The 26880-nt window shown below is 49.7% G+C and carries 22 protein-coding genes; 2 read left to right on the forward strand and 20 right to left on the reverse strand.

The annotated features are described in order from the left end of the window. The 6 genes from QCB44_RS07210 to QCB44_RS07235 form a co-directional block, all read right to left on the reverse strand. Positions 1 to 1230 (reverse strand): cysteine desulfurase, encoded by a 1230-nt coding sequence (locus QCB44_RS07210; RefSeq protein ID WP_279409000.1) that lies wholly within the window; start codon positions 1228 to 1230, stop codon positions 1 to 3. Between the two features lie 4 nt (positions 1231 to 1234). Beyond that, a complete protein-coding gene (gene sufD, locus QCB44_RS07215) occupies positions 1235 to 2521 on the reverse strand; it encodes a Fe-S cluster assembly protein SufD (RefSeq protein ID WP_279409001.1) in 1287 nt (428 codons plus the stop codon). Between the two features lie 40 nt (positions 2522 to 2561). Continuing rightward, complete coding sequence (gene sufC / locus QCB44_RS07220) at positions 2562 to 3320, reverse strand: Fe-S cluster assembly ATPase SufC (protein ID WP_279409002.1); 759 nt, start codon at positions 3318 to 3320, stop codon at positions 2562 to 2564. A gap of 51 nt (positions 3321 to 3371) precedes the next feature. After that, on the reverse strand, positions 3372 to 4856 hold the full coding sequence (gene sufB / locus QCB44_RS07225) for a Fe-S cluster assembly protein SufB (RefSeq protein ID WP_279409005.1): 1485 nt from the start codon (positions 4854 to 4856) through the stop codon (positions 3372 to 3374). Positions 4857 to 4987: 131 nt separating this feature from the next. Continuing rightward, positions 4988 to 5707: a hypothetical protein gene (locus tag QCB44_RS07230; RefSeq protein WP_279409006.1), complete on the reverse strand. Its 720-nt coding sequence runs from the start codon at positions 5705 to 5707 to the stop codon at positions 4988 to 4990. Positions 5708 to 5711: 4 nt separating this feature from the next. Beyond that, positions 5712 to 6737: a zinc ABC transporter substrate-binding protein gene (locus tag QCB44_RS07235; RefSeq protein ID WP_279409008.1), complete on the reverse strand. Its 1026-nt coding sequence runs from the start codon at positions 6735 to 6737 to the stop codon at positions 5712 to 5714. Positions 6738 to 6889: 152 nt separating this feature from the next. On the opposite strand from QCB44_RS07235, the gene QCB44_RS07240 reads away from it, so the two are divergent. Together QCB44_RS07240 and QCB44_RS07245 are read left to right on the forward strand one after the other, a co-directional pair. After that, positions 6890 to 7684 (forward strand): metal ABC transporter ATP-binding protein, encoded by a 795-nt coding sequence (locus QCB44_RS07240; RefSeq protein ID WP_279409010.1) that lies wholly within the window; start codon positions 6890 to 6892, stop codon positions 7682 to 7684. An 11-nt stretch (positions 7685 to 7695) separates the two neighbouring features. Beyond that, complete coding sequence (locus QCB44_RS07245; RefSeq protein ID WP_279409012.1) at positions 7696 to 8490, forward strand: metal ABC transporter permease; 795 nt, start codon at positions 7696 to 7698, stop codon at positions 8488 to 8490. A gap of 34 nt (positions 8491 to 8524) precedes the next feature. Here the strand turns inward: QCB44_RS07245 and QCB44_RS07250 are convergent, their stop codons facing one another. The 14 genes from QCB44_RS07250 to ftsL form a co-directional block, all read right to left on the reverse strand. Next, positions 8525 to 10999, reverse strand: coding sequence for a methyl-accepting chemotaxis protein (locus tag QCB44_RS07250; RefSeq protein WP_279409013.1), 2475 nt, complete (start codon positions 10997 to 10999; stop codon positions 8525 to 8527). Positions 11000 to 11098: 99 nt separating this feature from the next. After that, a complete protein-coding gene (gene folA, locus QCB44_RS07255; protein ID WP_279409015.1) occupies positions 11099 to 11587 on the reverse strand; it encodes a type 3 dihydrofolate reductase in 489 nt (162 codons plus the stop codon). Continuing rightward, entirely contained in the window at positions 11584 to 12417 is an 834-nt protein-coding gene (locus QCB44_RS07260; RefSeq protein ID WP_279409017.1) for a thymidylate synthase, read from the reverse strand. Before QCB44_RS07260 ends, folA begins: the two co-directional genes overlap by 4 nt. A 30-nt stretch (positions 12418 to 12447) precedes the next feature. Further along, complete coding sequence (gene lgt, locus QCB44_RS07265; RefSeq protein ID WP_279409018.1) at positions 12448 to 13263, reverse strand: prolipoprotein diacylglyceryl transferase; 816 nt, start codon at positions 13261 to 13263, stop codon at positions 12448 to 12450. A gap of 134 nt (positions 13264 to 13397) precedes the next feature. After that, the gene (locus QCB44_RS07270) at positions 13398 to 15428 is read right to left on the reverse strand and encodes a methyl-accepting chemotaxis protein (RefSeq protein ID WP_279409020.1); all 2031 of its coding nucleotides are present in this window, start codon (positions 15426 to 15428) and stop codon (positions 13398 to 13400) included. 221 nt (positions 15429 to 15649) lie between these two features. After that, entirely contained in the window at positions 15650 to 16459 is an 810-nt protein-coding gene (locus QCB44_RS07275) for an SDR family NAD(P)-dependent oxidoreductase (RefSeq protein ID WP_279409021.1), read from the reverse strand. A 32-nt stretch (positions 16460 to 16491) separates the two neighbouring features. Next, entirely contained in the window at positions 16492 to 17625 is a 1134-nt protein-coding gene (gene murG, locus QCB44_RS07280; protein WP_279409023.1) for an undecaprenyldiphospho-muramoylpentapeptide beta-N-acetylglucosaminyltransferase, read from the reverse strand. A 14-nt stretch (positions 17626 to 17639) separates the two neighbouring features. Next, positions 17640 to 18833, reverse strand: a complete 1194-nt coding sequence (ftsW, locus tag QCB44_RS07285) for a putative lipid II flippase FtsW (protein WP_279409026.1) — start codon at positions 18831 to 18833, stop codon at positions 17640 to 17642. Next, positions 18827 to 20188, reverse strand: a complete 1362-nt coding sequence (murD, locus tag QCB44_RS07290; RefSeq protein ID WP_279409028.1) for a UDP-N-acetylmuramoyl-L-alanine--D-glutamate ligase — start codon at positions 20186 to 20188, stop codon at positions 18827 to 18829. Before murD ends, ftsW begins: the two co-directional genes overlap by 7 nt. Before the next feature lie 58 nt (positions 20189 to 20246). Beyond that, entirely contained in the window at positions 20247 to 21329 is a 1083-nt protein-coding gene (gene mraY, locus QCB44_RS07295; protein ID WP_279409029.1) for a phospho-N-acetylmuramoyl-pentapeptide-transferase, read from the reverse strand. 56 nt (positions 21330 to 21385) lie between these two features. After that, entirely contained in the window at positions 21386 to 22945 is a 1560-nt protein-coding gene (gene murF / locus QCB44_RS07300) for a UDP-N-acetylmuramoyl-tripeptide--D-alanyl-D-alanine ligase (RefSeq protein WP_279409031.1), read from the reverse strand. Then, positions 22942 to 24546, reverse strand: coding sequence for a UDP-N-acetylmuramoyl-L-alanyl-D-glutamate--2,6-diaminopimelate ligase (locus QCB44_RS07305; RefSeq protein ID WP_279409032.1), 1605 nt, complete (start codon positions 24544 to 24546; stop codon positions 22942 to 22944). The genes murF and QCB44_RS07305 overlap by 4 nt, the downstream gene beginning before the upstream one ends. Continuing rightward, entirely contained in the window at positions 24546 to 26486 is a 1941-nt protein-coding gene (locus tag QCB44_RS07310; protein WP_279409033.1) for a penicillin-binding protein 2, read from the reverse strand. The genes QCB44_RS07305 and QCB44_RS07310 overlap by 1 nt, the downstream gene beginning before the upstream one ends. Beyond that, a complete protein-coding gene (ftsL, locus tag QCB44_RS07315; protein WP_279409035.1) occupies positions 26486 to 26830 on the reverse strand; it encodes a cell division protein FtsL in 345 nt (114 codons plus the stop codon). Before ftsL ends, QCB44_RS07310 begins: the two co-directional genes overlap by 1 nt. Positions 26831 to 26880: the final 50 nt, after the last annotated feature.

Consider the following 26880-nt stretch of genomic DNA (forward strand, 5'->3'; position numbering starts at 1 on the left):
CTATACAAGCATTTCTTTGGCTTCTTCAATTGCCGCCACCAGCCGATCAATGTCTTCGCGATTATTGTACACCCCCAAAGAGGCGCGTACCGTCGCCGGCACATTAAAGTGCTGCATCACCGGCATGGCGCAATGGTGACTTGCACGCACCGCAATCCCGTCCTGATCCATCAGCGTCGCCAGATCATGTGGATGCGCGCCATCAAGCACAAAGGAAACCACGCCGCCTTTATGCTCTGCTGTTCCAATAATACGCAGCCCCTCAATTTCCTGTAAGCGCTCGGTTGCATAATCAAGCAGATCGGCCTCATACGCGGCAATCCGCTCCAGTCCGATCGACTGCATAAACTGCATGGCCGCGCCCAATCCGATCGCTCCGGCAATATTCGGTGTTCCGGCCTCAAACTTGTACGGCAGGACATTGTATTCGGTTTTTTCAAACGTCACCGAATAGATCATGTCCCCCCCACCCTGATAAGGCGGCATAGCCTCAAGCAATGCTGCTTTGGCGTACAACACACCAATACCGGTTGGGCCATACATTTTATGCCCTGACAGAGCATAAAAATCACAGTCAATATCACGCACATCAACTTGCATATGGGGGGTCGCCTGCGCGCCATCGATCAAAACCTTTGCGCCGACAGAGTGGGCAATCTCCACCATTTCTTTGACCGGGTTAATGCTCCCCAAAGCATTTGACATATGGGTCACAGCCAACAATTTGGTTTTGTCTGAAACCAGACCTTTCAGCGCATTCAGACAAATCTCGCCGGCATTATTGATGCGCAACACCGTCAGGCGAATACCTAGCTGATCCCGTAATAACTGCCAGGGAACGATATTAGAGTGATGCTCCATCTCGGTCACGATGACTTCATCACCGGCTTTCAGATTGGCCCGACCCCAACTGTGGGCAACCAGGTTAATGGCTTCGGTGGTGCCGCGCACAAAGACAATCTCTTTGGTAGAGTGGGCGTTGAGGAATTGACGACTGATCTCTCTTGCGCCCTCATAGAGCTCAGTCGCACGTTCGCTCAAACCGTAAACACCGCGATGAACATTAGCATTTTGTTCACGATAGTAGCGATCAATCGCTTCAATGACCTGCAGAGGTTTTTGGGAAGTCGCCCCATTATCCAAATAGACCAAAGGCTGGCCGTTTTCACTCTGTTGCAGAATCGGAAACTGTGCACGCACTGCGGCAAAGTCAAACTCAGACTGGCTCATGCATTTACCCGTTTAACGCATTAGATAGGGCGTTAGCGACCCATTGACGAATCTCATTATTGCTGACATCCTCTAACGGCTCCAACAAAAATGCTTCGGTAATCATACGTATCGCTTGAGACTTTGGAATCCCGCGAGCTTGTAGATAGAACACCTGGTCTTCGTTGATTTGCCCGGTGGCCGAACCGTGCGAACACTTCACATCATCCGCATAAATTTCAAGCTGGGGCTTGGTATCCATTTGCGCCTGATCAGACAGCAACAGGTTTTTATTATCCATTTGGCCGTCAGTTTTTTGCGCCGCCTGCGCCACTTTGATCATGCCATTAAACACGCCGACCGCTTCGCCATCCAACACGTATTTGTGCAGCTGCTGACTGAACCCGGCTACCTGATTATGTTCGGTATAGGTACGCGAATCCACCGTTTGTTTACCGGTTGCATAACAAGCGCTATTTTGGATCGATTCAATGTGTTCGCCGTCCATCTGCAAATGGTTCTGATGACGCGAAGTCATGCTTCCCGTACTGGCATAAAGCGTATTAAAGGTGCTTTGCTCGCCCTGATACACAAACTGGTTGTTAAAGTAATAACTCGATGGAGCCTGCTGCTGCAAAATCACCTGTTTGACGCGTGCATGCGCAGCAATATCAATTTCGGTAACCACGTTGGTAAAGCCACTGAAAGCCTCTGCACTTCCTGTTAGGGTCACATACGACTCTACCAAAGTGATTTCAGCATTTTCTTCAACCTCAATACGGTTTCTTAGGTTAGAAAGATGCCCATCTTCCGTTTGGATATGCAGCACAAATACCGGCAACTCTAACGCACAGTTTCGGCTTACTTGCATGTAATAACCATCAGACAGCAGCATCGTATTCAGTACCGCAAAAGGCTCTTTCTCTATCTCGCCTTGATGTTGATTAAGCACCTGATGAATCGAAGGAATTTCTGCCATATCCTTCAAGGCTTCAATGGACACCCCTGCCGGCAGCTCAGAAAGATCATCCGACAGACTTTCACTAAACCAACCATCAATCATCACAATACGCAATGCCGGATACTTAGGCAAAAACGGCTGAATATCACTCAATTCGAGGTGGGTCACCCCTTCAAGCCGGTAATGCGTTTGTACAAAATCCGTCAGCTTGGTATAGCCCCAATCTTCATCACGACGCCCCGGAAACCCCTGCTCCAAAAACCGGGTTTTCGCAGCTTGACGCAACTCGACAAAATTCGCATTATCACACGCCTTATTGAGGTCGTCTGATAGCTGCGCGTAATGGTCCATAGCGGCCCTAACCGCCGGAGAGAACTTCTTAACCAATGGTCTACTCTCCCTGGTATTGCTGAATAATGTCGTCGTAACCGTTTTGCTCCAGCTCATTGGCCAATTCAAAACCGCCCGACTTGATGATCTTGCCGTTATACAGCACATGGACGTGATCCGGTTTAATGTAATCCAATAGGCGCTGATAGTGGGTGACCACAATGAAGCTGCGCTCTTCGGAGCGCAGAGCGTTCACCCCGTTCGCGACCACACGCAGGGCATCGATATCCAGGCCGGAATCGGTCTCATCCAGAATGCACAGTTTAGGCTCCAACAGCGCCATCTGGAAAATATCGTTACGCTTTTTCTCACCACCCGAGAAACCGACGTTCACCGAACGCTCCAGCAGATCGGCACGCATGTCCAGCAATTCAATTTTCTCTCTGGCGTATTCGTCGAAGTCGAACATATCCAAAGCGGGCAGTCCTTTTTCTTCACGCACCGCATTCACCGCGGTCTGCATAAACAACTTGTTGCTGACTCCAGGAATCTCGACCGGATACTGGAACGCCAGGAACAGTCCTTTACGGGCACGCTCCTCCGGATCCATTTCCAACAGATCTTCGCCGTCAAATTCAACCGACCCCTCGGTCACTTCATAATCTTCTCGACCGGCCAATACACTGGCAAAGGTACTTTTACCGGAACCGTTCGGCCCCATAATGGCATGCACTTCTCCTGGATTGACCTCAATATTCAATCCTTTAAGGATCTGCTTTTCATCAATTTGCGCTTGAAGGTTTTCGACTTTTAATAACATGTGCTTAATTCTTTGCGTTAAATGAATATCATTGAGTTGGATTCAGCGGGTTTAACCCACCGAACCCTCCAGGCTAATCGCCAACAGTTCTTCGGCTTCTTGTGCGAACTCCAGCGGCAATTCGCTGAAGACCTCTTTACAGAACCCATTGACGATCATCGAAATCGCATCCTGTTCGCTGATGCCGCGTTGTTGACAGTAAAACAGCTGATCTTCGCCGATACGTGACGTGGTCGCTTCATGCTCTACCTGGGCCGTGGCATTTTCCACCTCAATATACGGGAAGGTATGCGCTCCGCACTGATCGCCGATCAGCATGGAATCACACTGGGTGAAGTTACGCGCGCCTTCCGCAGTCGGGGCAATTTTCACCAGGCCTCGGTAAGTGTTATCACTCTTCCCGGCAGACAACCCTTTGGAGATAATCGTGCTGCGAGTGTTTCTGCCAAGGTGAATCATCTTGGTTCCAGTATCGGCCTGCTGGCGACGGTTGGTCAGGGCCACCGAATAAAACTCGCCAATCGAGTTATCCCCTTTCAAGACACAGCTCGGGTACTTCCAGGTAATCGCCGAACCGGTTTCCGCCTGCGTCCACGACAGTTTGGAATTTTTGCCTTCACAGATGCCGCGCTTGGTCACGAAGTTCAAAATACCGCCTTCGCAATCCTCATCTCCTGGATACCAGTTCTGCACCGTAGAGTATTTCACTTCGGCGTCTTCATGCACAATAACCTCCACCACGGCGGCATGCAGCTGATAGGTGTCGCGTACCGGAGCCGAACAGCCTTCCAGGTAGCTTACATAGCTGCCCTTCTCGGCAATCAGAATGGTGCGTTCGAACTGGCCGGTTTTAGCTTCATTGATCCGGAAATAGGTCGACAGATCAATCGGACAGCGCACCCCTTCCGGCACATACACAAAAGTACCGTCCGATGCCACCGCCGAGTTCAACGCGGCAAAATAGTTATCGTGATAGGGCACCACCGTACCGATGTACTTCTGAACCAACTCCGGGTAATCCTGCACCGCTTCAGAAAACGAACAGAAAATAATACCCAGTTTAGCCAGTTCCTCACGCTTGGTGGTTGAAACTGAAATGGAATCGAAGATCGCATCTACGGCCACATTGGCATCACTGTCATCAATCGGCACCCCCAGAGCGGCAAACGCTTTGGCGACTTCCGGATCAATGACTTGCTCCTGATCCGTCTCACAGCTCCCAGCGCAAGAACCGCACTCAGGAGCCGAATAATAGCTGTAATCCTGATAATCCAGCGGGGTATATTCTGCTTTCGCCCAATGAGGTTCTTCCATATTCTTCCAATGGTTAAACGCTTTTAGACGAAATTCCAGCATCCACTCCGGTTCATTCTTTTTCGCCGAAATCGCACGCACTACGGCTTCATTAATCCCTTTTTCAAAGGTTTCAACTGCAGTCGTTGTAACAAAGCCTTCTTTGTAGTGCTTGCTTTTGCTCAGCAGATCGTTGATCTCCTGATATTGTGTCTCTTGTGTTGTAACTTGTGTCTCAGACATGGAATCGTTTCACTTAAAACTTAATTCATACTATTTTAGTCAGTTATTCCATAAATGTCCATATCAAGGCCATTAATGATTTAAATAACCGCCACGTTTTGAATCCGCTTTTAACCAAAATTTTCAGCTATTTACGGACGCAGCAGACTGGCCTGAATGATTTCGTTCAGCCACCGCTTGTCAAGATCAATTCCTTCAATACGGATCTTGCCAGGCGCCTGATCCAATCCAGCCGCATAACAGTCCCAACGAAAAGGCGTCGCTTCAACGGCAACCGTATTCTCGTACTCAAAGGTATCAATCACCGCCTGAACACGCCAAATATCGACGCCAAGATTTTGCCGTGAATTATCCAGCCCCATCATCAGATGATCGAGATGAACCCTGCCAACCTCAAATTCAAAACATTGCAGAGTCAGCGGCGGCAATGGCTCCCCTGACTTCTCTTTTTCCGTTTCATCAATCTCAAAGCCTGACCAAGATTCAGGGAAACGCCGATTCAGCAGCCGTACAATCGGCACATTGGATTCCTGCTGGCGTACCCACTGCGTCCAGAAAGCCTGCGCTTCCAGATCGGCCGCCTCGACAAAACTGAAAATCACGCCATCGGCATAGGCCAGCAAACTCTGTAAATGCTTTTCAACCGCACCGCCAAGCGCGATGCCAACCAGCGGACGCACGTCAATCACACACCAGGCCTGCCCGGTTTTTGCAGACGGAATCATCACCGACGTAACAATGCGCTGCGGATCATAACCAAACTGTTCAACCAAAGCCCGCTTTACCCGGTCTTTACCCGAACCAGGCAACCCCAATAGGGTAACCGACGCTGCCAACTCGTTTGAAGACACTTGCTTACCGCTCCTTTGAAGACTTAGCGGCCAGACATTGGTAAAACGCATGCGCCAGATTCAACAACAATTGATCATACGGGACAAACCCCTGACTTCCTTTGGCGTCTTGAATATTGATTCCAATAGGGTCCAGGCTGCCCATACGGACCTGCAATCCGGATACAACCGCAGAAACGCGTTTTTCGGGGAACTGCGGTTCCTTGAACACACATTTGACCTTCTGCTCCTGCATTCTGTGACGGATTGCCTGGATACGCTTAATGCTTGGCGCAATCTCCGGATTCAGGCGAATCGACCCAACGCCATTAAGCTGGTAACGCTTTTCAAAATATTGGTAAGCATCATGCAGCACAATAAACGGCTGTTCTTTCACCGGCGTCAACTGCGTTTGAATGTCTGCATCCACTTGGCTAAGACGGTTTAACCAGGCCTGGGTTCGCTGTTGAATGTGCTGCGCCTTGTTTGGTTGCAGGGCTTGCAACTGCAGACTCAAGGCCTTTACCAGCACTTGGGCATTATGCATCGACAGCCAAATATGCCCATCCGGACGGTGCAGAGACCTCGAATCCGTTTCATGCACATGCGCGTCGCCGTCCAATTCATGTTGCATCTCACCATGTTCTACATGTTCTTCATGATGAGCATCGGCATGAGTCTCCGCCGCAGCGTGCGGGGCATGCTTCTCCCACACACCACCCTGCCGCATCGGCAAAAACGCTATACCCGCCAACTGGCTCATCTGCAGGTGGGGCATGGCATGGTGCTGCATAGGCTTCTCGATCCACGCATCCACCGGCGTACCGACCGAGACAACCAAATCTGTTTTTTGTAGCAGCCATAAATGGGACGGTTTGATTTGAAACCCGTGCGGGGAAGCGCCAGGCTGCAATAAAACGGTTAGCTGATCGTCCTCGTCCAGCAAGGGGGCAACCAAGCCGGCCAAAGGCGGAATCGTGACCGTCACTTGCATCGCCTGCAACGGTAAAGCCCATAACAAAACACTCAAACCGATTAATTTTCGTAACATCTGCTCACTCTTAATAGTGTGTTATACGATTGAAAATGCCCATCACTGGGTAATTTAACTATAAAATAGACAAAATCTATCTATGATCCTCGATGATCATTTTATTGAGTCGGTCACCCACTCAGTCACCACAACTCTATGACCCATATAAGATGACGTTATTAATTGAAGCCAACCATATTTTCCATCGCTTTGAAGACCATGAAGTGCTTCATGACATTTCATTTCGAATTCATGCCGGCGAAATCGTTACGATCATCGGTCCTAATGGTGCCGGTAAGTCAACCCTGCTTAAAATCCTATTAGGCCTTATCGAACCGACTGCAGGACAGGTTGGTCAAAAACCGCGCCTGCGAATCGGATTTATGCCGCAAAAAATTCAAGTGGACCCCACCTTTCCTTTAACGGTAAGACGGTTTTTAAGCCTGGCGCTCGATCCTTCCTACAAGAATGTAAAAAAATGGGCAGGCCTGTTCGGTTTCAGCGCGAATCATACCACAGCCCTGGATCAAGTAGTGGATGAACTCAATATCCGCCACCTCCTTCACCAACCGATTCAAAAAGTGTCCGGTGGAGAAATGCAGCGCATTCTGCTCGCCAGGGCGCTCCTGAGAAATCCGGACCTTCTAGTATTGGATGAACCCGCCCAGGGAGTGGATGTTCATGGGCAGGCGGAACTCTATCACTTCATTAACGAATTGCGTAAACGTTTTAATTTAGGCATATTAATGGTCAGCCACGACCTGCATATTGTGATGAAAAGCACCGATCAGGTACTCTGTCTCAACCAGCACTTATGCTGTTCCGGCACCCCGCAAAGCGTCAGTCAGACTCCCGAATTTGCCGCAATTTTCGGTGACAGCGCCAAGGAACTCGCACTGTATGAACATCATCATGACAATCATGAATGCGAGTTGGCACACGGCCACATTCACATTAAAGAATAAGAGACACTCCAATGTACGGAATTCCTGATTTTCTGCTTTTTGCTCTATTAGGTGGATTGGGCATTGCCTTAATTGCTGCGCCACTCGGCGTGTTTATGGTCTGGCAGCGCCAGTCCTATTTTGGCGCCACCTTAGCCCACTCGGCACTTCTGGGTGTCAGCTTCGGTCTATTCCTGCAAATGGATCTGACCCTAAGCGTTATTTTAGTGTCACTGTTAATCGCGCTAGGCATACATCAGATGCAACAAAGAACGCAGCTCTCCTCAGACACTCTGCTAGGCATTCTCGCCCACAGTAGTCTAGCACTGGGGTTAGCTCTGCTAAGCCTACAAAATGCGGTCCAAATCGACATTATGGGGTACCTTTTCGGTGACATTCTCAGCGTCACCGGTTCGGATCTCATTCTGATTGCCATTGTCGGTTTATTGACCCTACTCTTTTACCTAAAACACTGGCAAGACCTGCTTAACATTACCCTCAATCCCGAACTGGCACAGATTGAAGGGATTCGCGTAAAATCGGTTCAACTCAATTATGTGCTGCTCTTGGCTCTGATGATCGCACTCTCCATGAAAATTGTTGGTGTTTTACTGGTTACCTCATTGCTGATTATCCCCGCCGCGACGGCTCGACGTTTGGCGCACAGTCCGGAAGGCATGCTGGGGTTTAGTTTACTGCTGGGAGGTCTTTCTGTAATCAGTGGATTAGCCGCCTCAATGGCATGGGACATTCCAACCGGGCCAGCCATTGTTTTAATGGCCACGGCGATCTTTCTCATTCTATTAATGAAAAAAGCCCCGAATTAACGGGGCTTTTTAAACATGAGATCAGAGTTCAACTCTATGCTTGCGAGCCCAACTCCTCGATAATTTGATAGAGAATCTCGACGACCTTTTCACTGTATTGATCTACCATTCTCAATCCCGCCTCAACGGCCTCCTGATCACCAAGCTCTTTCGCATCCATCACTTTTTTGATGCCTTGATGCATCTGCATATGTTCGTCTCCCAGGGTTTTCATCAACGGCAAATGCATAAATTTCTGCCCTTCACCGTAATACCATTTACCTAAGGCACAAGCGGTATGATCCGTAGCTGTTTCGTAGTTCACCCCGATATCAATACCTTCTACGAAACCACGAATTTTTGATTTCCACGCCAAATGGGCTTCAATCATTTTTTCAAACAGGCCACCATCATCACTGCTAATCAACAGCTGCATTCGCCGCTCGGTTAGGTTTTCCAACTTGAAACGTTGCACCTGTTCTTTAAGCATCTCGGAGTCTTTTAACAGATCCTGGCTTCCAGCCGCCGTTTGTTCAATCACCGCGGCACTTTCCTGTGTCATATGATCCATAGAGGCAACAGAACTGTTGACCTGCTCAATTCCCTGCGCCTGCTCATGGCTGGCTTCAGAAATGCCGGCAATCATGTCGCCCACGGTTTGGATAGAGCTGCTGATCTGTTCCATGACATCACTGGTTTGACGCACATATCGCCCGGTGGTCTCACTGATTTCAACGCTGTTTTCAATCAACGATTTAATTTCACCCGCGGCTTCTGCCGATTTTCCAGCCAAACTTCTCACCTCACTGGCGACCACTGCAAAGCCGCGGCCATGCTCGCCAGCTCGCGCGGCTTCAACCGCCGCATTCAGTGCCAACAGGTTGGTTTGGAAGGCAATGCCGTCAATCAAGGTAATGATTTCGCTGATTTTCTGGCTCGCTTCAACCATTTGTTCCATTGAGGTTAAGGCGTTTTGCATGGTTTTCAAGCCACCGGAGAGCTGCTGCTGAGCTTCACTGGACATTTGATTAGCTTGTTGAGCATGCTCGGCGTTTTTACGCACCGTTGCCGTCATCTCTTCCATGGTCGCCGCGGTCTCTTCCAAGGCTGCGGCTTGCTGCTGAATGCGCTGTGACACATTTTGACTGCCTTTGGCCATTTCACCCGCTTCAACTGTGACGCGACCCGCTACCGCGCCGACTTTACCAACCATAACCGAGATATTCGCCACGGAGCTGTTAAGCGAATCTTTCAGCACCGCCATCTTACCTTGGTAACCCCCTTCAACTTTGTGCGTTAGATCGCCTTCACTGATCCCCGCCTGTACACGCGCCACTTCATCCACGAAGCGTTCAAGATCGTTCAATGAAGCATTCAACGAATCTTTTAGAGACTTAAAATCCCCGTCAACTTCAATTTCTGAACGGACAGAGAAATTACCTTGCGACAAGGCCTCCAACGTCTTGGCAATCGATTGTACACTGGCTTTCATGGTGTCAGCAGACTGCCTCAAGTTCAGCACTACTTCCGAAAAACTGCCTTTTAACTCCACGCTTTCATCATGGGCTACTGTCAGGCGGCACTCACTGAAATTCTCAGCCGTGTGGCACAGCATCTTCATAACGCCATCAAGTTGATCCAAAGAAGCGTTGACACCTTGCTTCAACTGCAAGAACTGACCACGCTTACCAACTTCAACCCGTCGATCAAAACGTCCTTCAGCCACTTCATTCATCACTGACACCACATCCGTAATGGCACGATCCATGCGGTTAAACAACGTATTAATTTGCTCCGAGACTTGCGCTAATTCATCTTTGCCACGCACTTGAATTCGGTGGCTGAGATCCCCTGTACTGCCAATACTTTCCACCGCGGAGCACATCGCTTTAATGGGCTTCAAGAAGCTACGCGCAACAATCCAGCCGATCAAACTGAAAAGCACGACACTGATGGCTAACCATGACCAGATTAAGAGCTCACCCTGCTTCTGCCCCTTATAGAGAGACTCTACCGCTTGATTGGTCTGCTCTACCTCATAATTACGAAAACGCTCAACGATTTCGAGGAAGTTTTCATACTTAGATTTGAATTCCGTCGTCAAAATCACCACGGCTTCTTCCGCAAACCCTTCTTCGATCGCCATCATAAAACTGGAAAAAGAGGTATTTGCACTCGCCACATTGGTCATTAGCGCCTCTTTAAGCTCAGTTTCCTGTTCATCTAATGACAATTCATCCAAACGTTGAAAAATGGCGCTAATTTCTTCACGCGTTCGATTAAGCTCCTGTTTGATCTCAGCTTGTTTCTCCTCTTCTTCAAACAGAACCATATCACGCTGCAGAATGGCGCGCTCTTCGGAAAGGCTTTTCAAGTTATTCAGTAGTGAGGTTTTAACACCATTGACCTTGATAATTTGGTCCATAGTGCGGTTGGTTTCATTGATGAGATATTGGGTGACAAGATTACTGGCAAGTAAAAAGAAAATGGCACCGGCGATTCCGATAATCATCCGAGCTTTAATGGTCATAGGTATCCTCTGTATTTCTATTTTTTATTTTTATGAAAATTAGCGCCTGAATGGGCATTCTAGTGAAAACAGAGGCTAAGGATAATCAATTTTTTTTAGTCAGGCTTTATCTAAGGTTATGAACTCGAAAGGGTAAGCATGACGATCATCCGAATCGTGCTGTTCTCGTTCTGACACCACCCAGTTAAACTGGGTCCAATCCGGGAAAAACGTATCGCCTTCAAGGTCTGTGTCAATCACTGTCAAATAAAGGCGATCGGCTTTAGAGAGCATCTCGGAATACAGTTGGCCGCCCCCCATAATAATGACTTCTTCGAACGCATCCAACATCGCTAATGCCTGGTCAACAGAAGGGAAAACCTGAACGCCGTCTGGCTGGTAATCGCTGTTTCGGCTAATCACAATATTGGGGCGCCCCGGCAAGGGTTTCGAACCAATCGATTCAAAGGTCTTGCGCCCCATAATGACCGGTTTACCAAGGGTTTTCGCTTTAAAAAACTTTAAATCATCTGGCAGATGCCAAGGCATTTGGTTATCTCGTCCGATCACTCGGTTTTTGGTGGTCGCCGCAATCATCGAGATTCTCATACCGAGACCTCAGCTTTGATATGCGGATGCGCTTCATAATCCACAATTTCAAAATCTTCAAAACGATAATCAAAAATAGAATCTGGCTTACGTTTAATCACCAGTTTCGGCAGCGGATAGGGTTCACGCTGCAACTGGATTTTCGCTTGTTCCATGGTGTTGTTATACAGATGGACATCCCCTCCCGTCCATACAAAGTCACCCACTTCATAGCCGGTCTGTTGCGCCACCATATGCAACAGCAAGGCATAGCTGGCAATATTGAACGGAACCCCCAGGAAGGTATCGGCGCTGCGCTGATAAAGCTGGCAAGAAACCCGGCCATTGGCGACATAAAACTGGAAAAAGGCGTGGCAAGCGGCCAAGGCCATTTTGCCATTATGCACATTCTCTTGCGGGGAAACCGATTCGTCGGGCAAATCAGCGGGATTCCATGCCGATACAATCATACGTCGACTGTCAGGATTGGTTTTTAAGGTTTCAACCACCTCAGCAATCTGATTGATTGTCTCACCTTGCGGAGTTTGCCAAGCGACCCACTGTTTCCCATACAGAGGCCCTAAATCACCCTCTTCTGTCGCCCATTCATCCCAGATTCGCACACCGTTTTCTTTCAGATAGCGAATATTGGTGTCTCCGGACAAAAACCACAACAGCTCATGAATGATCGAGCGCAAATGCAATTTTTTAGTGGTCACCAGAGGAAAGCCGTCTTGCAGATTGAAGCGCATTTGATAACCAAACACCGACCTGGTGCCGGTTCCGGTGCGATCTCCTTTATCGGTTCCCTGTTCGATAATATGCTCAAGAAGTTCTAAATACTGTTTCATACATTCACACTTTATTGGTCTTTATCATGATTAAGCTTTATGCGGTGCGACTGAAGCCGTCGCGGCACGGCGATAAGACCAAATAACCAGGCCTGCTCCAATTAGAATCATCGGCGCAGAAAGCACTTGTCCCATCGTTAACCAACCCCATGCAAGATACCCCAGCTGCACATCCGGCATCCGATAAAATTCAACGATAAAACGGAAAACACCATAACCGATTAAGAACACACCGGCAACCGAACCAGCGGGCCGCGCTTTACGGCTGAAAAGCGCCAAAATAATAAATAAGACCAGCCCCTCCAACAGGGCTTCCAGCAATTGCGTCGGATATTTTGTCACCACCTGTTGTAACTCCGGATCATACACCGCCATCCCCAGCGGAGAATCGGTGACTTTCCCCCACAATTCGCTATTAATGAAATTACCAATGCGCCCGGTCAACAGGCCTATTGGAATAAGCGGCGCAACGAAGTCACTGACTTGCAACAACGAAAGACCAATTTTTCGACCGTACAGCCACATGGCGATCGTCACGCCAATTAAGCCGCCGTGAAATGACATGCCGCCATGCCAGACTTGAAAAATCGCCATCGGATCTTGTAGATAAACGGCCAAATCATAAAACAGGACATAACCAAGTCTTCCGCCAAGAATGACCCCTAACGCGATATAGAATAGCAAATCACCAACGCGCTCGGAATTCCAAGGCGGGCGACTACGGGCACGATAAACCCCATATGCCCAGCCTAATAAAAAGGCAAAGAGATACATCAACCCATACCAGTGAATTTTAAAAAAACCCAAATCTAGGGCAACAGGGTCAATTTGAGGGTAGTGCCACATAAGAACCTCGGTTTAAGAAAGTCAGAGAATCATAACAAAAAAAAGGCCTGCAAAGGCAGGCCTGTTGAAAACTTCATGATACTTTTCTTCACATGGCGACTACCGGCTCTAGGCGCAAGTCTTGAAAATCATGGTTAAATTTTGAATTGTTTCAGCAGACTTTCGAGCTTATCAGCCAAGTCTTGCATTCTATGCCCCGCCGATTCAGTATTCTCAGCGCCTTTAGCCGCTTTTTCTGTGACCTCGTAAATCTGCTTGATATTACGGTTTATTTCTTGAGCCAGTTCACTTTGTGAATGCGCCGCATTGAACATCTGTTCACTCATTTTGTTAATGTCGTCCATCAACACCATGACAGGACTCAAGGCGCGCTCTGAGGTATAAACTGCATCGCAACTGGCTTTGGTTGCTTCTTGGCTCTGCTCAACCATATCCACGGTTGAAAGCGTCGCTTGACGAATTTTGTCGATGATGCGCTCAATCTGCAAGGTCGATTCTTGAGTGCGTTGAGCCAAGCCTCGGACCTCATCCGCCACCACAGCAAAACCGCGTCCATGCTCACCGGCGCGCGCCGCTTCGATGGCCGCATTTAAAGAAAGCAGATTGGTCTGTTCGGCAATCTCGCGAATGACATTGACCACCGTCCCTATTTGCTCGCTGTCATCACGCAGCTGAGACACCGCCTCAGTCATGGCCTGCATACCATCCGAGAGTTTTTGAATCTCTTTGGCTGTACCGGTGACCAAGTCCCCGCCCTCTTTCACTCTGGATGACGCCTGCTGTGTGGCTCTCGAAGTATTATGCGAATGATCTTCTACACTCTTCGCTTTCGTAGTCATATCCACCATGGCATCCGAAAGTTGACGGGAAGAAGCGAGTTGCTGTTGAGTTCCCGACTTGGTTTCATGAGTAATTTCCAACAAGCCTTTTGAGGAGACCTCCAACTGTTCAACCGTTTGCGACACCTCTTTCAGCATAATTTGAATGGTTTCAATAAACTGGTTGAAGTAGCGTGACAGATCCGCCAACTCATCTTTTCCCTTAACCGGCAGTCGCAACGTTAAATCGCCATCCTCTTCGGCAATCGCTTTCATCGCGCCGCTGGCTTGTTGGATCGGTTCAACCACAGCACGCGTCACACTGCGTGATACCAGCATCCCCATAATCTGACCGACAATGGAAACCGACAGCACAAAGATAATATTGTAGATGCTCGATTCCATCACCGACTCACTGACTTGCACCATCTCATTGTTTGCGGCTTTGGAAATGGAGATCAACTCTCTGTCCAGTTTTTTGAATAAAGGCTCGATCTCATTTTTCATCAGCCACGTATCCATACGCCACTTTTCACTTTGATGGATACTCTTTAACTGCATGAAATGTTCGCGATAGGATTGATAGATATTCCAAACTTTGCTTAAACCTTCCTCTTCTTCCAAGGTCAGTTCCACTTTGTCCTGCTGCATCATTTGCTGAATGAGCTGTTCAACCTGATCAAGATAGGCTTCGGTGGTCTCAGCCATGTTGTCCGTACGGAAAGCCACATAACCGCGCACATTGGAAATCACATTCAACCAGTTTTTCTGCAAATTCAACAGACTGGTCACCATGCCTTTTCGCTCAGACTCCAAAGAAGAAATTTCGGAGTCGATCATCAGATTAATTTCATGCTGCATATTACTCGCAGGACCGGCCAGATGGTCGTCTACATATTGGAAAGCCGGGAAATTCTTACTGCGGTGCTCTTGCAGATCGACCAATTGCTCAACCAGGTTCGGCAACAACTCCAAATTACCCTGAACCGAACGGTATTGAATTAACAGTTCTGATTGCGCTTCCCCATTTCCAGACATCAATTCAATGCTTTTTTTCACACGCTCACCGACATTGGCGTAACCTTGCTGATAGGCTTCCAACAGAGCCGCATCATGCGTAGAAAGGTAAACGCTTAGGGCGTTCATACTCTTTTCGAGTTCCAACGCCAGCTCGGACGCTTCAATCGCTACCGGTTGTTTTTCATTCACCACCTCAGAAACACTCTGGCGAACCAGATAAAGATTCACCACGGCTTGCAGAGTGATAATCGCGAGAACCGTCCAGATAACGCCAAATCCAAAGCGCATTTTCTGTTTGATGGTCAATTTTTCTAGAAAGGCTTGCATAGTTACTTCACTTGACATTTATTTGACAATAGACATTTACCTAACCCGGATAAAGCAAAGTAAATGCCAACCTGTCATACGACTTGCACTCAAAAACACAATCTAAGGAAAATCAAAGGCGCGCTCCCCTTTAGACAACAGGGTTAACGGACAAAAAAGTGGGGCTTGAAATCGCTGGCCACATTGATTAAACATAAAAAGCGGCAAAAAAAACCGCTTTTTTACTCACGTCCAGGATAATTGCCGCGTGCAATTAACCCTCCATCCATCGTTAAGATTGATCCGGTCATCCAGTTACAGGCATCAGACAGCAGAAACGCCGTCGCCTCCCCCATCTCTTCGGTGGTGCCATAGCGTCCTAAGGGCATTTGATCGTGCCATTTTTGCTGCATTTTCGCTTCGGACAAAATGGTTTGTGTCCGTTCAACCGGGACGACTCCGGGCGCTAATCCGTTGACTCTGATACCATGACGTCCCCACTCCACCGCTTGAACTTTTGTCATCGCATCCAAGCCGGCTTTAGAGGCCGCATAAGCGGAAAACCACTCACAAGTTGCCTGCCCGTGAATGCTGGTATTATTGACGATCGCACCGCTCTGCCCAGCGGAGATACAGGCCTGGGCAAAGGCCGTGCTCAACTGATATGGGGCCTGCAAATTCACTTTCAAGGTGTCAGAAAACTGTTCACCGAAAGGATCGTTAAGAGCGGTGGTTTTGGTGACAATACCGGCATTATTGACTAAAGCGTCCAAGCCTTCATAAATCGACCAGGCCTGTTTAAAAAAGGATTCCAGTCGATCGAGTTGTCGGAAGTCACACCGCAGCATTTGTGCTTGGCCATCATAGTCGCGCAAACTCTGCATCGTCCGCTCAATCCCTTCGGCATTGCGATTATAGTGCAACACCAAACGCGCGCCCTCTCGAGCCAAGACACGAGCCATGCCGGCACCGATCCCGCTGGAAGCACCGGTAATTAAAACTCGCTTGCCTTTAAGCCCTTTATAACCATTTTCACCGATAAGTGTCTGCATAAGGTCCTCTTACTATGGCTTAAATGACGCGCTTAACGCATCAATTTCAGTAACAGCGCCACAATTTTTTCCGTTGCCTGTTTGGGAGCGCCCGCACGGATCTTCCGAGAAGCTTCGGCACGTCTATGGGAATCACTACACCAGGCGATCAGCGCCTCCGATAAGCGTTCTGGAGTCAATTCTGACTGCTGAATGACTTCGCCCCCCTGCAAAACGACCAGGGCCTGCGCATTGGCAGTCTGATGATCATCTACCGCATGCGGATAAGGCACCATGATTGCCGGGCGTGCCGTAGCCATCAGTTCACTGACCGTCAGAGCTCCTGAGCGGCATAGCAGCATGTCCGCCCAACCATACGCCTGCTGCATATCTTCAATAAAGGGAACCACCCTGATCCGACTCTGTTCCAAACCGGCCTGCTGAGAATAGGCTTGCTGCGCCGTTTCCAAGGTTTTAACGCCGGTTTGGTGCCAAACATCAGGGCGTATTTCCGGCGGCATTAGAGCCAAAGCTTTCGGCAAGGTTTCATTCAAAGCCAGAGCGCCGCGACTCCCCCCCAGAACCAAAAGACGACACGGTTGCGAGGCTTCATTTTCATTAGCCGTGATAACGTCGAGGGTTTCCAACCCGCTGCGTACCGGATTCCCTAATGTCTCCACCTTAGCGTCTGACCAAACCTGCTGTGGAAAAGCGGTAATGACTTTGGTGGCCAAAGGCGCCAACCACTTATTGGTCATCCCCGGAATCGCATTCTGTTCGTGGATCACCAAGGTAATCCCCAGTGATTTCGCGGCCAAACCGCCTGGACCGCAGACAAAACCGCCCATCCCTAAAACCAGATTCGGACGTTGCCCTCGCAGGATTTTAAACGCTTGCCACCAGGCTCGGGTGACATTAAACGGTGCTTTGAACCAGCCTAACAATCCATTGCCGCGTAAGCCCTTAATCGAAATCGCGTTAAACGCCAAGCCCGCTTTCTCAACCCAATCGGCCTCCATGCCGCCAGCGGTACCCAGCCAGCTGACATCGACACCTTGATCCTGCAAGGCATGAGCAATGGCAATCCCCGGAAAGACATGCCCACCGGTCCCACCGGCCATAATCACCACTTTTAAGGGTTTCTGCGACGCTTGTTGTGACATGTTTTGCAGGGATGCTTGCTGCAAATCGACCTCCATCTTTATTCTGCACGGGGTTCTGAACGGGGTTGCTTATCGGCCACCTTGCCACTGCCTTCGGGAATCCCGCTACGTGTTTCAAAATCCACCCGAAATACCAATGTAATCGCAATGATCAATAACAGCATACTGCTGCCACCATAACTCATAAACGGCAGGGTCAAGCCCTTAGTCGGAAAGGCCCCCAAATTGACGCCCATATTAATCATCGCCTGCAAAATAATCCAGATACCGATCCCGTAAGCGACCATGCCCCCAAAGAACTTATCGCTCTCCAGCGCTTTACGCCCAATACGAAACAACCGTTGCAGCAACAACAAATACAACACGACCAACAGCAAAATGCCGATAAATCCGAACTCTTCACCGTATATCGAAAACAGGAAGTCGGTGTGTGCATCCGGCAAATACAGCAGTTTTTGCACGCTGCCGCCCAGCCCCACCCCGGCCCACTCGCCTCGCCCTAAAGCGATCAAAGCCTGAGTCAACTGGTAGCCGCTTCCAAAAGGGTCCTGCCATGGATCCAGGAAACTGCTCACCCGTGCCATACGGTAAGGTGAGATCACCACTAACACCGCTAACAGGGAAGCCATCGGCAAAACCGTCAAGACAAAATAACGCCACGGAGCACCGGCAATCAGCAACATACCGGTAATCACCACCGCAATCACAAAGGTACTGCCGTAGTCCGGTTCCATTAACAGTAGAACCGCCATTACCCCAAAGGGTAACGCCAAACGGATCACAGCCTCAAAACTCTCTTTTACCGCAGAGGCATGACGATTGAGATACCCGGCCATAAACACCACTATGACCAGTTTCATAAATTCAGAAGGTTGGAAATTCATGACGAGCAACGGTAGCCAGCGTTTACTGCCGTTGATTTCGCGACCGAAAATCAGCACTAACACCAGTAAAAACAGGGCCAACAGAAACAGCTTACCGCGGTTTTTTTCCCAAAAGGAGAGCGGAATTTGAAAGACAATATAAGCGGCCACCAGTCCCAGTCCCAAAGAAATGAACTGCCGCAAAACATAATGGGTACTGTCGTCAAAGCGTTTTTCGCTGATGGCAATCGAGCTGGAAGCGACCATCATCAATCCTATCATGACCAGGGTAACTACCAGCCCCAATAACCAGTAATCTACCGGCCACTGCTGACTGCGTTCACGCCAATATGCCCATTGGCTCAGCATGCGGTTCCCTGCTCCTGATCACAAATCCAATCGCCTACATAACGTTCGAACGCCTCCCCGCGTTCCACATAGTTGGCAAACTGGTCAAAACTGGCACACGCCGGTGAAAACAACACGATGTCACCACTCTGCGCCTTCCGCCCGGCGAGCTTAACCGCTTCACAGAGCGTTTCCACCTTCTCCAGAGCCTCGTGCGGCAGTACCGCAGCAATTTTATCCTGATCGCGACCGAACAGAATGACGTCACGGCAGTACTGGTGTACCGCCGGTTGCAGAGGACTGAAATCGGCATCTTTCCCCACACCACCGGCAATCAGAATCACTTTGCCGCCTTGATGCTTGGCCTGCTCCCCCGTGCTTTCGATCGCTGTCAGGGTAGCGCCGACATTCGTCCCTTTAGAATCGTTAATCCACTCGACGTGATTAAAACGCACCACCAGTTGGGTGCGGTGCGGCAGGCCTGTAAACTCAGCCAGTATTTTTTGAAAGCAGGTCTCAGGCACCTTAAACGGTTGGCACAACGCCATCATCGCCAAAGCATTTAACAGGTGGTGCTTGCCCTGCAGTGCCATATCGGATACTTTCACCAACTTGCGTTGCCCCTGAACCAACCAGGCCTGCCCGTTGAGGTTTTCCAGAACATAATCATTCTCAGTATGATTGAAACTCGGATTGATTCCAAAATGGACAACCGGACAGTGATGAATCATTCCGACCTCACTGAAACTCTCCGGCAATACCGCTAACTCGGTATTTTCAAAAACTTTGGTCTTGGCCTGAATATAATCTTCCAGCCCGTCATAACGATCCATATGGTCTTCGGAAATATTTAACACGGCCGAGGAAATGGTTTGCAGCGAATAGGTGGTTTCCAACTGAAAGCTCGACAGTTCCAATACATACACATCGTAATCGTTTTCGTCCATCAACAGATCCAGTGCCGGTTCGCCCAAATTGCCGCCCATGGCGACTTGATAACCTGCTTCCTGCAAAGCCAAGCCCGTCATAGTCGTAACCGAACTCTTGCCGTTGGAGCCGGTAATACCGATCACCGGCACACTGACGGAACGGGCAAACAATTCGATATCGCCAATCACCTGTTTGCCGATTTTTAGCAAATTCGCTACCCAAGGCTCGGACTGGGCAATCCCGGGACTCAATACAACCGTATCAAACTGACTGATCCAGGAAGTAGGCAGGTGCCCGGTAGCAAACTCCACCTGAGGAAATTGTGCAGCTAACGCCGAAACATCCAGCTCTTCACGGGTATCGTATGCAAAGCAAGACTCTCCATGAGCCTTAAAATATCTTAAAACCGATTGACCGGTAATGCCTAAGCCTGCCACTAAATACATTTTGTTCTATGTTCCTGTTCCAACAGCCTACTGTTAATATACTTGTTTTATTTTTTGCCTAGCGAATCTTCAGACTCGCTAAGCCAATCAATACCAAAATAATCGTAATAATCCAGAAGCGCACAATCACCTGGGATTCATGCCACCCCTTCTGCTCAAAATGATGATGTAGCGGTGCCATTAAAAAGATACGTTTGCCACGTAGCTTAAAAGAGCCCACCTGCAGGATCACAGAAAGGGTTTCTGCAACAAAGATTCCGCCCATTACAAACAGCACCAACTCCTGCTTAACGGCAATGGCCATACCGCCCAGTGCCGCACCGATGGCCAGCGAACCCACATCCCCCATAAACACTTGAGCCGGATGGGCATTAAACCACAGAAAACCGAGCCCGGCGCCGACCAGTGCCGAAGCCAGAATGGTCATTTCCCCCACCCCGGGAATGTACGGAATATTCAAATAGTCGGCAAAATAGACGTGACCGGAAAGATAGGCAAACACTCCCAAGGCCGCAGAGATCATCACCGTGGGCATAATCGCCAGACCGTCCAAACCGTCGGTCAAATTCACGGCATTAGAGGTCCCGACAATCACCAGATAACTCAAAAGCAAGGTCCAAGCCCCTAGTTCAATCACCGTATCTTTCATATACGGGATCAGCAACTGGGTTTCTGCCGGCACGCTTGCCAGGGAAAAAAGCGCGTAAGCGGTCGCAAAACCGATGATCGACTGCCATAAATACTTGGTGCGCGCACGCATACCGTTTGGATCTTTGTACACGACCTTCTTATAATCATCGATAAAGCCAATAACACCAAATCCGAGCATGGACAAGGTCACCACCGCTAAATAATGGTTGGTGAGATCGCCCCATAGAATCACCGATAGAGAAATCGAAAACAGAATCAGGGTTCCGCCCATGGTGGGAGTTCCTGATTTCACTAAATGCGTCTGTGGACCGTCCAGGCGAATGCTTTGCCCGACCTTTAAACGCGTCAACCAGCGGATCATGGCCGGACCGACCAGGAACGAGATCACCAATGCGGTGAGGACACTCATAATTGCACGCATGGTGATGTAACTGAAGACACCAAAACCGGAAATATATTGCTGTAGGTATTCGGTTAAATAAATTAACATGCGTTCAATGTTCCCTTTTAGTGTCCACTTAGTGTTGTTTCATTTACTCTAAAAATTCAACAGGCCTGGTTGAACTCACCCTTCGTCAGCCGTTCAACCACCTTTTCCATATGTGCGCTGCGCGATCCTTTGACCAACACGTGGTCGATTTGGGCCAGCGCTAAAGCGCGCTGTACCGCGTCTGCCAAGGCGTCGTGATCATCAAACCATTGTCCCATTTCGCCGAAGACACTCGGCATGGTTTGCGCCGCCTCTCCGTAAACATAAAGGCGATCGACGCCTCTCTCACGGGCATAGGCTGCAATCTCCTCATGCGCGTCAGTCACCGAATCCCCTAATTCCGCCATCGCCCCAAGACAAAGTGCGGTTTTCCCCGGCAGAGCAGATAAGGCCTCAATCGCAGCACGCACCGACTGCGGATTGGCGTTATAGCTGTCATCAATCAGCCACCCCCCATTTGCCAAACGGGTGCGTTGCAGGCGTCCGCCGACGCCACTGAAATTCACCAGACCCGGCATAATCTCCGCCCAGCTCAACCCGGCCGCCAAGGCCGCCGCGGTACACCCAGCGGCATTGACGGCATTATGTCTGCCCAGCATCGGCATTGTAACGGTTTGCCGCTCACCTTTCACCGACAAATCGAATTCAATCTGTTCACCGTTGCTGGAAAAACCTTGCACCTGAATATCAGCAGGATTTTGCTCGCCAAACGTCAGGTAGTTTTCCACGCCCAAATCACTTAAGGAGGCCTGCCACTGTTCAAACCCCACCGAATCGGCGTTTAAAATGGCCCAACCGTTGCCGTGGTATCGATTCAGGCCGATAAACAGCTCACCCTTGGTGTCAATCACCCCCTGCAAGGAACCAAACCCTTCCAAATGCGCACCCGAAGCGTTGGTCAGAAGCGCCACATCCGGCTCCACCAGCTGGGTCAAATAAGCGATCTCACCGCAATGGTTGGCGCCCATTTCAATCACGGCAAACTGATGTTGCGGCCGCAACTCCAGCAATGTTCGCGGCACACCGTAATCGTTATTTAAATTGCCTTGCGTGGCCAACGTAAGGCCGACGTTCGAAAAAATGGATTGCAGCAGGGCCTTGCAGGTCGTTTTACCATTACTGCCGGTAATTCCCACGACGGTGTTAACCGGCATCTGCCGTCGGTGCCAACGGGCAAAGACCCCCAGTGCTAATCGCGTATCTTCAACCAGCACCCCGGGAACAATGGTCTCGACCGGTTGCGACACCAATACCGCCGCCGCACCTTGACGGATCGCCTCTTCGATAAATTCATGTCCGTCAAAACGTTCGCCTACCAAAGCGACATATAACGCGCCGGGTTCAAGCGTTCGAGTATCGGTACTGACGCTGGTAAAGGGCGTTGACGACTCCGAGAGCGGTCCTATGAGATCGCCATCCACCGCTTGGGCCAGCTCCTCCAACAGCCAAAAAAAAGGATCGTGACGTTCATTAATGGGATTTTGAAGCTGCTGTTCCAATTCTGCTATTCCTTGTATGGGCCACAATGAAGATTTCACCAGTTGCTGCTGTAAGCAATCTACTAATTCCTGCGGGGCTAACTCACTGTCCGCTTGAGTCTTGTTCGAACCGCTCATACACGCTCTTTCTGAGCCGCAAACCAATTCAGCACCGTTTGTTGGTCACTGAATGGATATTTCTGATCACCGATTTGCTGATAGGCCTCATGGCCCTTTCCAGCGACAACAACCAAGTCCTTGGGCTTGGCCTGCTGCAACACCCACTCAATCGCCACTTTGCGGTCTTCAATCACCTTTACCTTATGCGGTGCTTTAAAGCCTGCCAGCGTATCGGTAAAAATCTGCTGAGGGTCTTCGTGTCTAGGATTGTCGCTCGTGAGCACCACCCGGTCAGCCATGGCTTCGGCACTTTGAGCCATAAGCGGACGTTTACCGCGATCCCGGTCGCCACCACAGCCAAACACGACCCATAGCGCTCCCCCTCCAGGGGAGGCCTGCTCAGTTGAATGAACTTGCGTCTCTACGGTGTGCGTTTTTACCGACTGCAACACCTTATACAGCGCATCGGCCGTATGGGCAAAGTCCACAATCACGGTTGGCTGAGCATGCACCACCTCCATACGGCCATTGACCGCCTTCAGGTTAGGCAAGCTATGGCAGCAAGCCGCCCAATCAAATCCGCATGCGAGCAAAATGCTACTTGCACACAGGACATTCTCTAAGGAAAATCGGCCCATCAGATAAATTTGGGTATCGCATTCAGCCTGCGCATAATGCAAAGCCAATCGAATGCCTGACGCAACCAAGTCATATTGGGTACACAGAAGCTCACCTGGCCGGCACTCTATGCCGGCTGACGAATGGGTATCTATACCGTACACCAATGCATTTACGGATGTCTTCGCCAACTCACGACCCAGTGCATCGTCACGATTCAGCACCTGAACCCGGCTGCTGTAATCCGTAAACAGCTTTGCTTTTGCTAGACGATAGTGGGTTTCGCTGGGGTGAAAATCCAAATGATCTCGAGTGACTTGAGTCAAAGCGACGCATTCGAAGCGCACCTGCTCGATTCGTCCCAACTCTAAGGCATGCGAGGAGACTTCCATCACCACCCAGTTGGCTCCCATGTCAGCGAATTGATGCAGCAAGCGGTGCACACTGACCACATCGGGCGTCGTATTCGCACTTGGCTCCAAGCCCCCATATTTGTCTGATTGAAGCAGCCCGTTTCCCAAAGTACCTATGAGCGCCGGCCTTTGCCCCAAGGCCAACAGCAGTTGCGCCACATAATGTGCAGTCGAGGTTTTGCCGTTGGTTCCGGTAATACCGATGACCTTAATCCGCTGACTGGGGCTGTCGTAAAACCAATCTGCCAGCGAGGCCAATTGAGTGGATAATTCTGAGGTTACATGCAATTCGGGAGGCGATTCGGCAGAAGCCAACCAGGCCTGTTCGGTTTGAGTTAAAGCACGATCACTGATGACGAGTTTAGCGCCGGCTTGAAGCGCCTGAGGCAAATAATCGAGGCCATGCCCTTGTGCGCCCTGTATCGCCAAAAAGGCACTCTGCTGCGTCAGCTGCCGGGAATCCAAGGCCAGATCGGATATCCCGTCCTCATCGGACACCTCGCCAGAGATCTCCAGTACTTCACCTTCCAAAAAGGCAATGATCTGGCAAATGCTCTTTAGCGCGCTTTTCGCATTTAGTTCGGTCATTAACGCTCTTCCATATTCTGATCATGAGGGACATTCCTCAGACGCAAAGCATGCTGCATGACTTCTTTAAACACCGGCGCGGCCACCGACCCACCGTAATAGACTCCGCGACTGGGTTCGTTAATGGCCACCACCATCACCATATCAGGGTCGGAGACCGGGACCACGCCGGCAAACAGCGAAACATATTCATTCTGCTCATACCCGCCCTGCTTGGTTTTGTGCACCGTTCCCGTTTTGCCGGCCACGCGATAGCCTGGAATCTGCGCTTTAGGCGCCGTCCCGCCCGGTGCGACCACTTTCTCCATCATTCTCAATGTGGCTTCCGTGGCTTGCGCACCCACTACCCGGGTTTTCTCAGGCGGTTGATCCAGTTTAAACAGGCTCAGTGGCATCATTTCGCCTTGGTTGGCAAACAATAGATAAGCGTGTGCCAGATTCAGCAGATTAATATTAAACCCGTAACCGTAGGACGCGGACACCTGATCCAATGGCTGCCATTGGGCGACGGGTTTTAAATAACCACTCGCCTCCCCTGGTAGATAGAGTCCGCTGTCACGGCTGAATCCCACCGCTTTCCAAAGCTCCCATTCCTGCTCTGCCGACATCTTCAATGCAATTTTTGACGCACCAACGTTGCTCGACTTTTGAATCACCTCTTCCGGAGTTAACACGCCATGGTTATGCGTATCGGTAATCCGGTATCCTTGCACGCGGATCGCACCTGGAGACGTATCGATCTTTTCATCTAAGGTAATCGCCCCCACATCCAGTGCCTTGGCGACAATAAACGGTTTCACGGTTGAACCCGGCTCGATCAGATCGGTAATGACCCGATTGCGGATGGCGCGGCCCTTCAGCTGTGTTCGATCATTCGGGTTATATCCCGGCAGACTCACCATCGCCAGAACCTCACCGGTTTTCGCATCGAGCACTACGGCACTTGCGGATTCTGCCTGATGTTCGATCATCACTGATTTGAGTGCGCGGTAAGCAAAAAACTGAATCTGTTTATCAATACTCAGGGTAATATCCGACCCCGGCTTGGCGGGTCTGACATCCTTGACAAAATCAATCACCCGTCCGGCCCGGTCTTTAATCACCTGTTTCTGTCCGGCCTTGCCCTTCAGCCAGTCATTATAAGCCAACTCCAGTCCCTCTTGCCCCTGATCGTCGATATTGGTAAAACCAATCAGATGGCCAGCAATCTCACCCGCAGGATAGTAGCGTTTATACTCATCCTGGATATACACCCCATACAAATCCAACGCTTCTATCTGCTGGGCAACATAAGGCTCCAAGGATCGCTGCAAATAAACAAAACGGCGTTCTGACGCACGCTCGATTTTACGTTTAACCTTATCCCGGGAGGTATTCAACAACTTTGCCAGTTTCGCATAAGCCTGCTGAACCCCATTGAGCTGCTCCATATCCACCCAGATGGATGGCGACTGTGAGTTGACCGTTATGGTTTGCGCACTGCGTCCGTCTTCTCGCTTGGGGTGGAAGCTTAAATCAACTTTTTTAAGGTAAATACCCGGCAATTCAAGCTCTTCAATCGCCTTAACGACCTGCGGATCAGGCTCCTGGCGGATAAAACTTAAACGTTTATGCTGCTGGGCGTGCGCCAAGGTCATTAACTCAGTTTCACTGATACCTAGCACCCGAAGAAATTGCGCATAGTTTTGCTGGTAACCGTAAAACACCTTGGCATCAACCCAGACAGAGGCCATGGGGGTGCTCAAAGCAAGCAGATCGCCGTTGCGGTCATAAATCACCCCCCTAGGAGCCGGAATATCCAGAGTACGTACTTGGCGCTTGCTCCCCTCCTCCTGCAAAAAAGAGGATTGCAACACCTGAACATAAAAGGCCCTGGACAATACCGCCACAAACCCGACAATAATGAGTGCAAATACGACTCTATCCCGGCGAAATTTCATTAAGGTTCCGCTTGCTCCAATGGTTTTGGAATATACAGAGTTTGTAAATTACCGTTATCCTGACTCATATTCAGTGTCATTTTCAGCTTGCTATGGGCAATATGCTCAATCCTTGCCGGTGCACTCAGATGGGTTTTTTCGAGCATCAAGCGTCCCCACTCCTCTTTGGCTTTAATCGTCTCTTGCAAAGCCAAATAGTAGCGTGTTTCGGTATGACGAATCTGGTGCTGAACCTGAATAATGGCCAATAGAGTCAACATCAACATGACCACTAAGACCAAAAGAAAAAACCCACGCCACTTAAAGGAGAATAAGTGGGTGGGTCTAGGGAATCTTCTTAACATCAGTGACTACACTGTCATTGACCGCCTGTTAAACTCGGACAAGTTTAAAC

Origin of the sequence: Thiomicrorhabdus sp. zzn3 (assembly GCF_029767755.1) — a bacterium.
Classification (GTDB): domain Bacteria; phylum Pseudomonadota; class Gammaproteobacteria; order Thiomicrospirales; family Thiomicrospiraceae; genus Thiomicrorhabdus.

Excerpts from the sequence above, each read along its gene's own strand:
- QCB44_RS07310 (WP_279409033.1), bottom strand. The coding sequence starts at position 26,486 with ATGAAATTTCGCCGGGATAGAGTCGTATTTGCACTCATTATTGTCGGG.
- lgt (WP_279409018.1), bottom strand. The coding sequence starts at position 13,263 with ATGTGGCACTACCCTCAAATTGACCCTGTTGCCCTAGATTTGGGTTTT.
- ftsW (WP_279409026.1), bottom strand. The coding sequence starts at position 18,833 with ATGCTGAGCCAATGGGCATATTGGCGTGAACGCAGTCAGCAGTGGCCG.
- sufC (WP_279409002.1), bottom strand. The coding sequence starts at position 3,320 with ATGTTATTAAAAGTCGAAAACCTTCAAGCGCAAATTGATGAAAAGCAG.
- QCB44_RS07235 (WP_279409008.1), bottom strand. The coding sequence starts at position 6,737 with ATGTTACGAAAATTAATCGGTTTGAGTGTTTTGTTATGGGCTTTACCG.
- QCB44_RS07240 (WP_279409010.1), top strand. The coding sequence starts at position 6,890 with ATGACGTTATTAATTGAAGCCAACCATATTTTCCATCGCTTTGAAGAC.
- QCB44_RS07210 (WP_279409000.1), bottom strand. The coding sequence starts at position 1,230 with ATGAGCCAGTCTGAGTTTGACTTTGCCGCAGTGCGTGCACAGTTTCCG.
- ftsL (WP_279409035.1), bottom strand. The coding sequence starts at position 26,830 with ATGTTAAGAAGATTCCCTAGACCCACCCACTTATTCTCCTTTAAGTGG.
- QCB44_RS07275 (WP_279409021.1), bottom strand. The coding sequence starts at position 16,459 with ATGCAGACACTTATCGGTGAAAATGGTTATAAAGGGCTTAAAGGCAAG.
- QCB44_RS07305 (WP_279409032.1), bottom strand. The coding sequence starts at position 24,546 with ATGACCGAACTAAATGCGAAAAGCGCGCTAAAGAGCATTTGCCAGATC.
- QCB44_RS07250 (WP_279409013.1), bottom strand. The coding sequence starts at position 10,999 with ATGACCATTAAAGCTCGGATGATTATCGGAATCGCCGGTGCCATTTTC.
- sufD (WP_279409001.1), bottom strand. The coding sequence starts at position 2,521 with ATGGACCATTACGCGCAGCTATCAGACGACCTCAATAAGGCGTGTGAT.
- QCB44_RS07245 (WP_279409012.1), top strand. The coding sequence starts at position 7,696 with ATGTACGGAATTCCTGATTTTCTGCTTTTTGCTCTATTAGGTGGATTG.
- murF (WP_279409031.1), bottom strand. The coding sequence starts at position 22,945 with ATGAGCGGTTCGAACAAGACTCAAGCGGACAGTGAGTTAGCCCCGCAG.
- folA (WP_279409015.1), bottom strand. The coding sequence starts at position 11,587 with ATGAGAATCTCGATGATTGCGGCGACCACCAAAAACCGAGTGATCGGA.
- QCB44_RS07260 (WP_279409017.1), bottom strand. The coding sequence starts at position 12,417 with ATGAAACAGTATTTAGAACTTCTTGAGCATATTATCGAACAGGGAACC.
- QCB44_RS07270 (WP_279409020.1), bottom strand. The coding sequence starts at position 15,428 with ATGCAAGCCTTTCTAGAAAAATTGACCATCAAACAGAAAATGCGCTTT.
- murD (WP_279409028.1), bottom strand. The coding sequence starts at position 20,188 with ATGTATTTAGTGGCAGGCTTAGGCATTACCGGTCAATCGGTTTTAAGA.
- sufB (WP_279409005.1), bottom strand. The coding sequence starts at position 4,856 with ATGTCTGAGACACAAGTTACAACACAAGAGACACAATATCAGGAGATC.
- mraY (WP_279409029.1), bottom strand. The coding sequence starts at position 21,329 with ATGTTAATTTATTTAACCGAATACCTACAGCAATATATTTCCGGTTTT.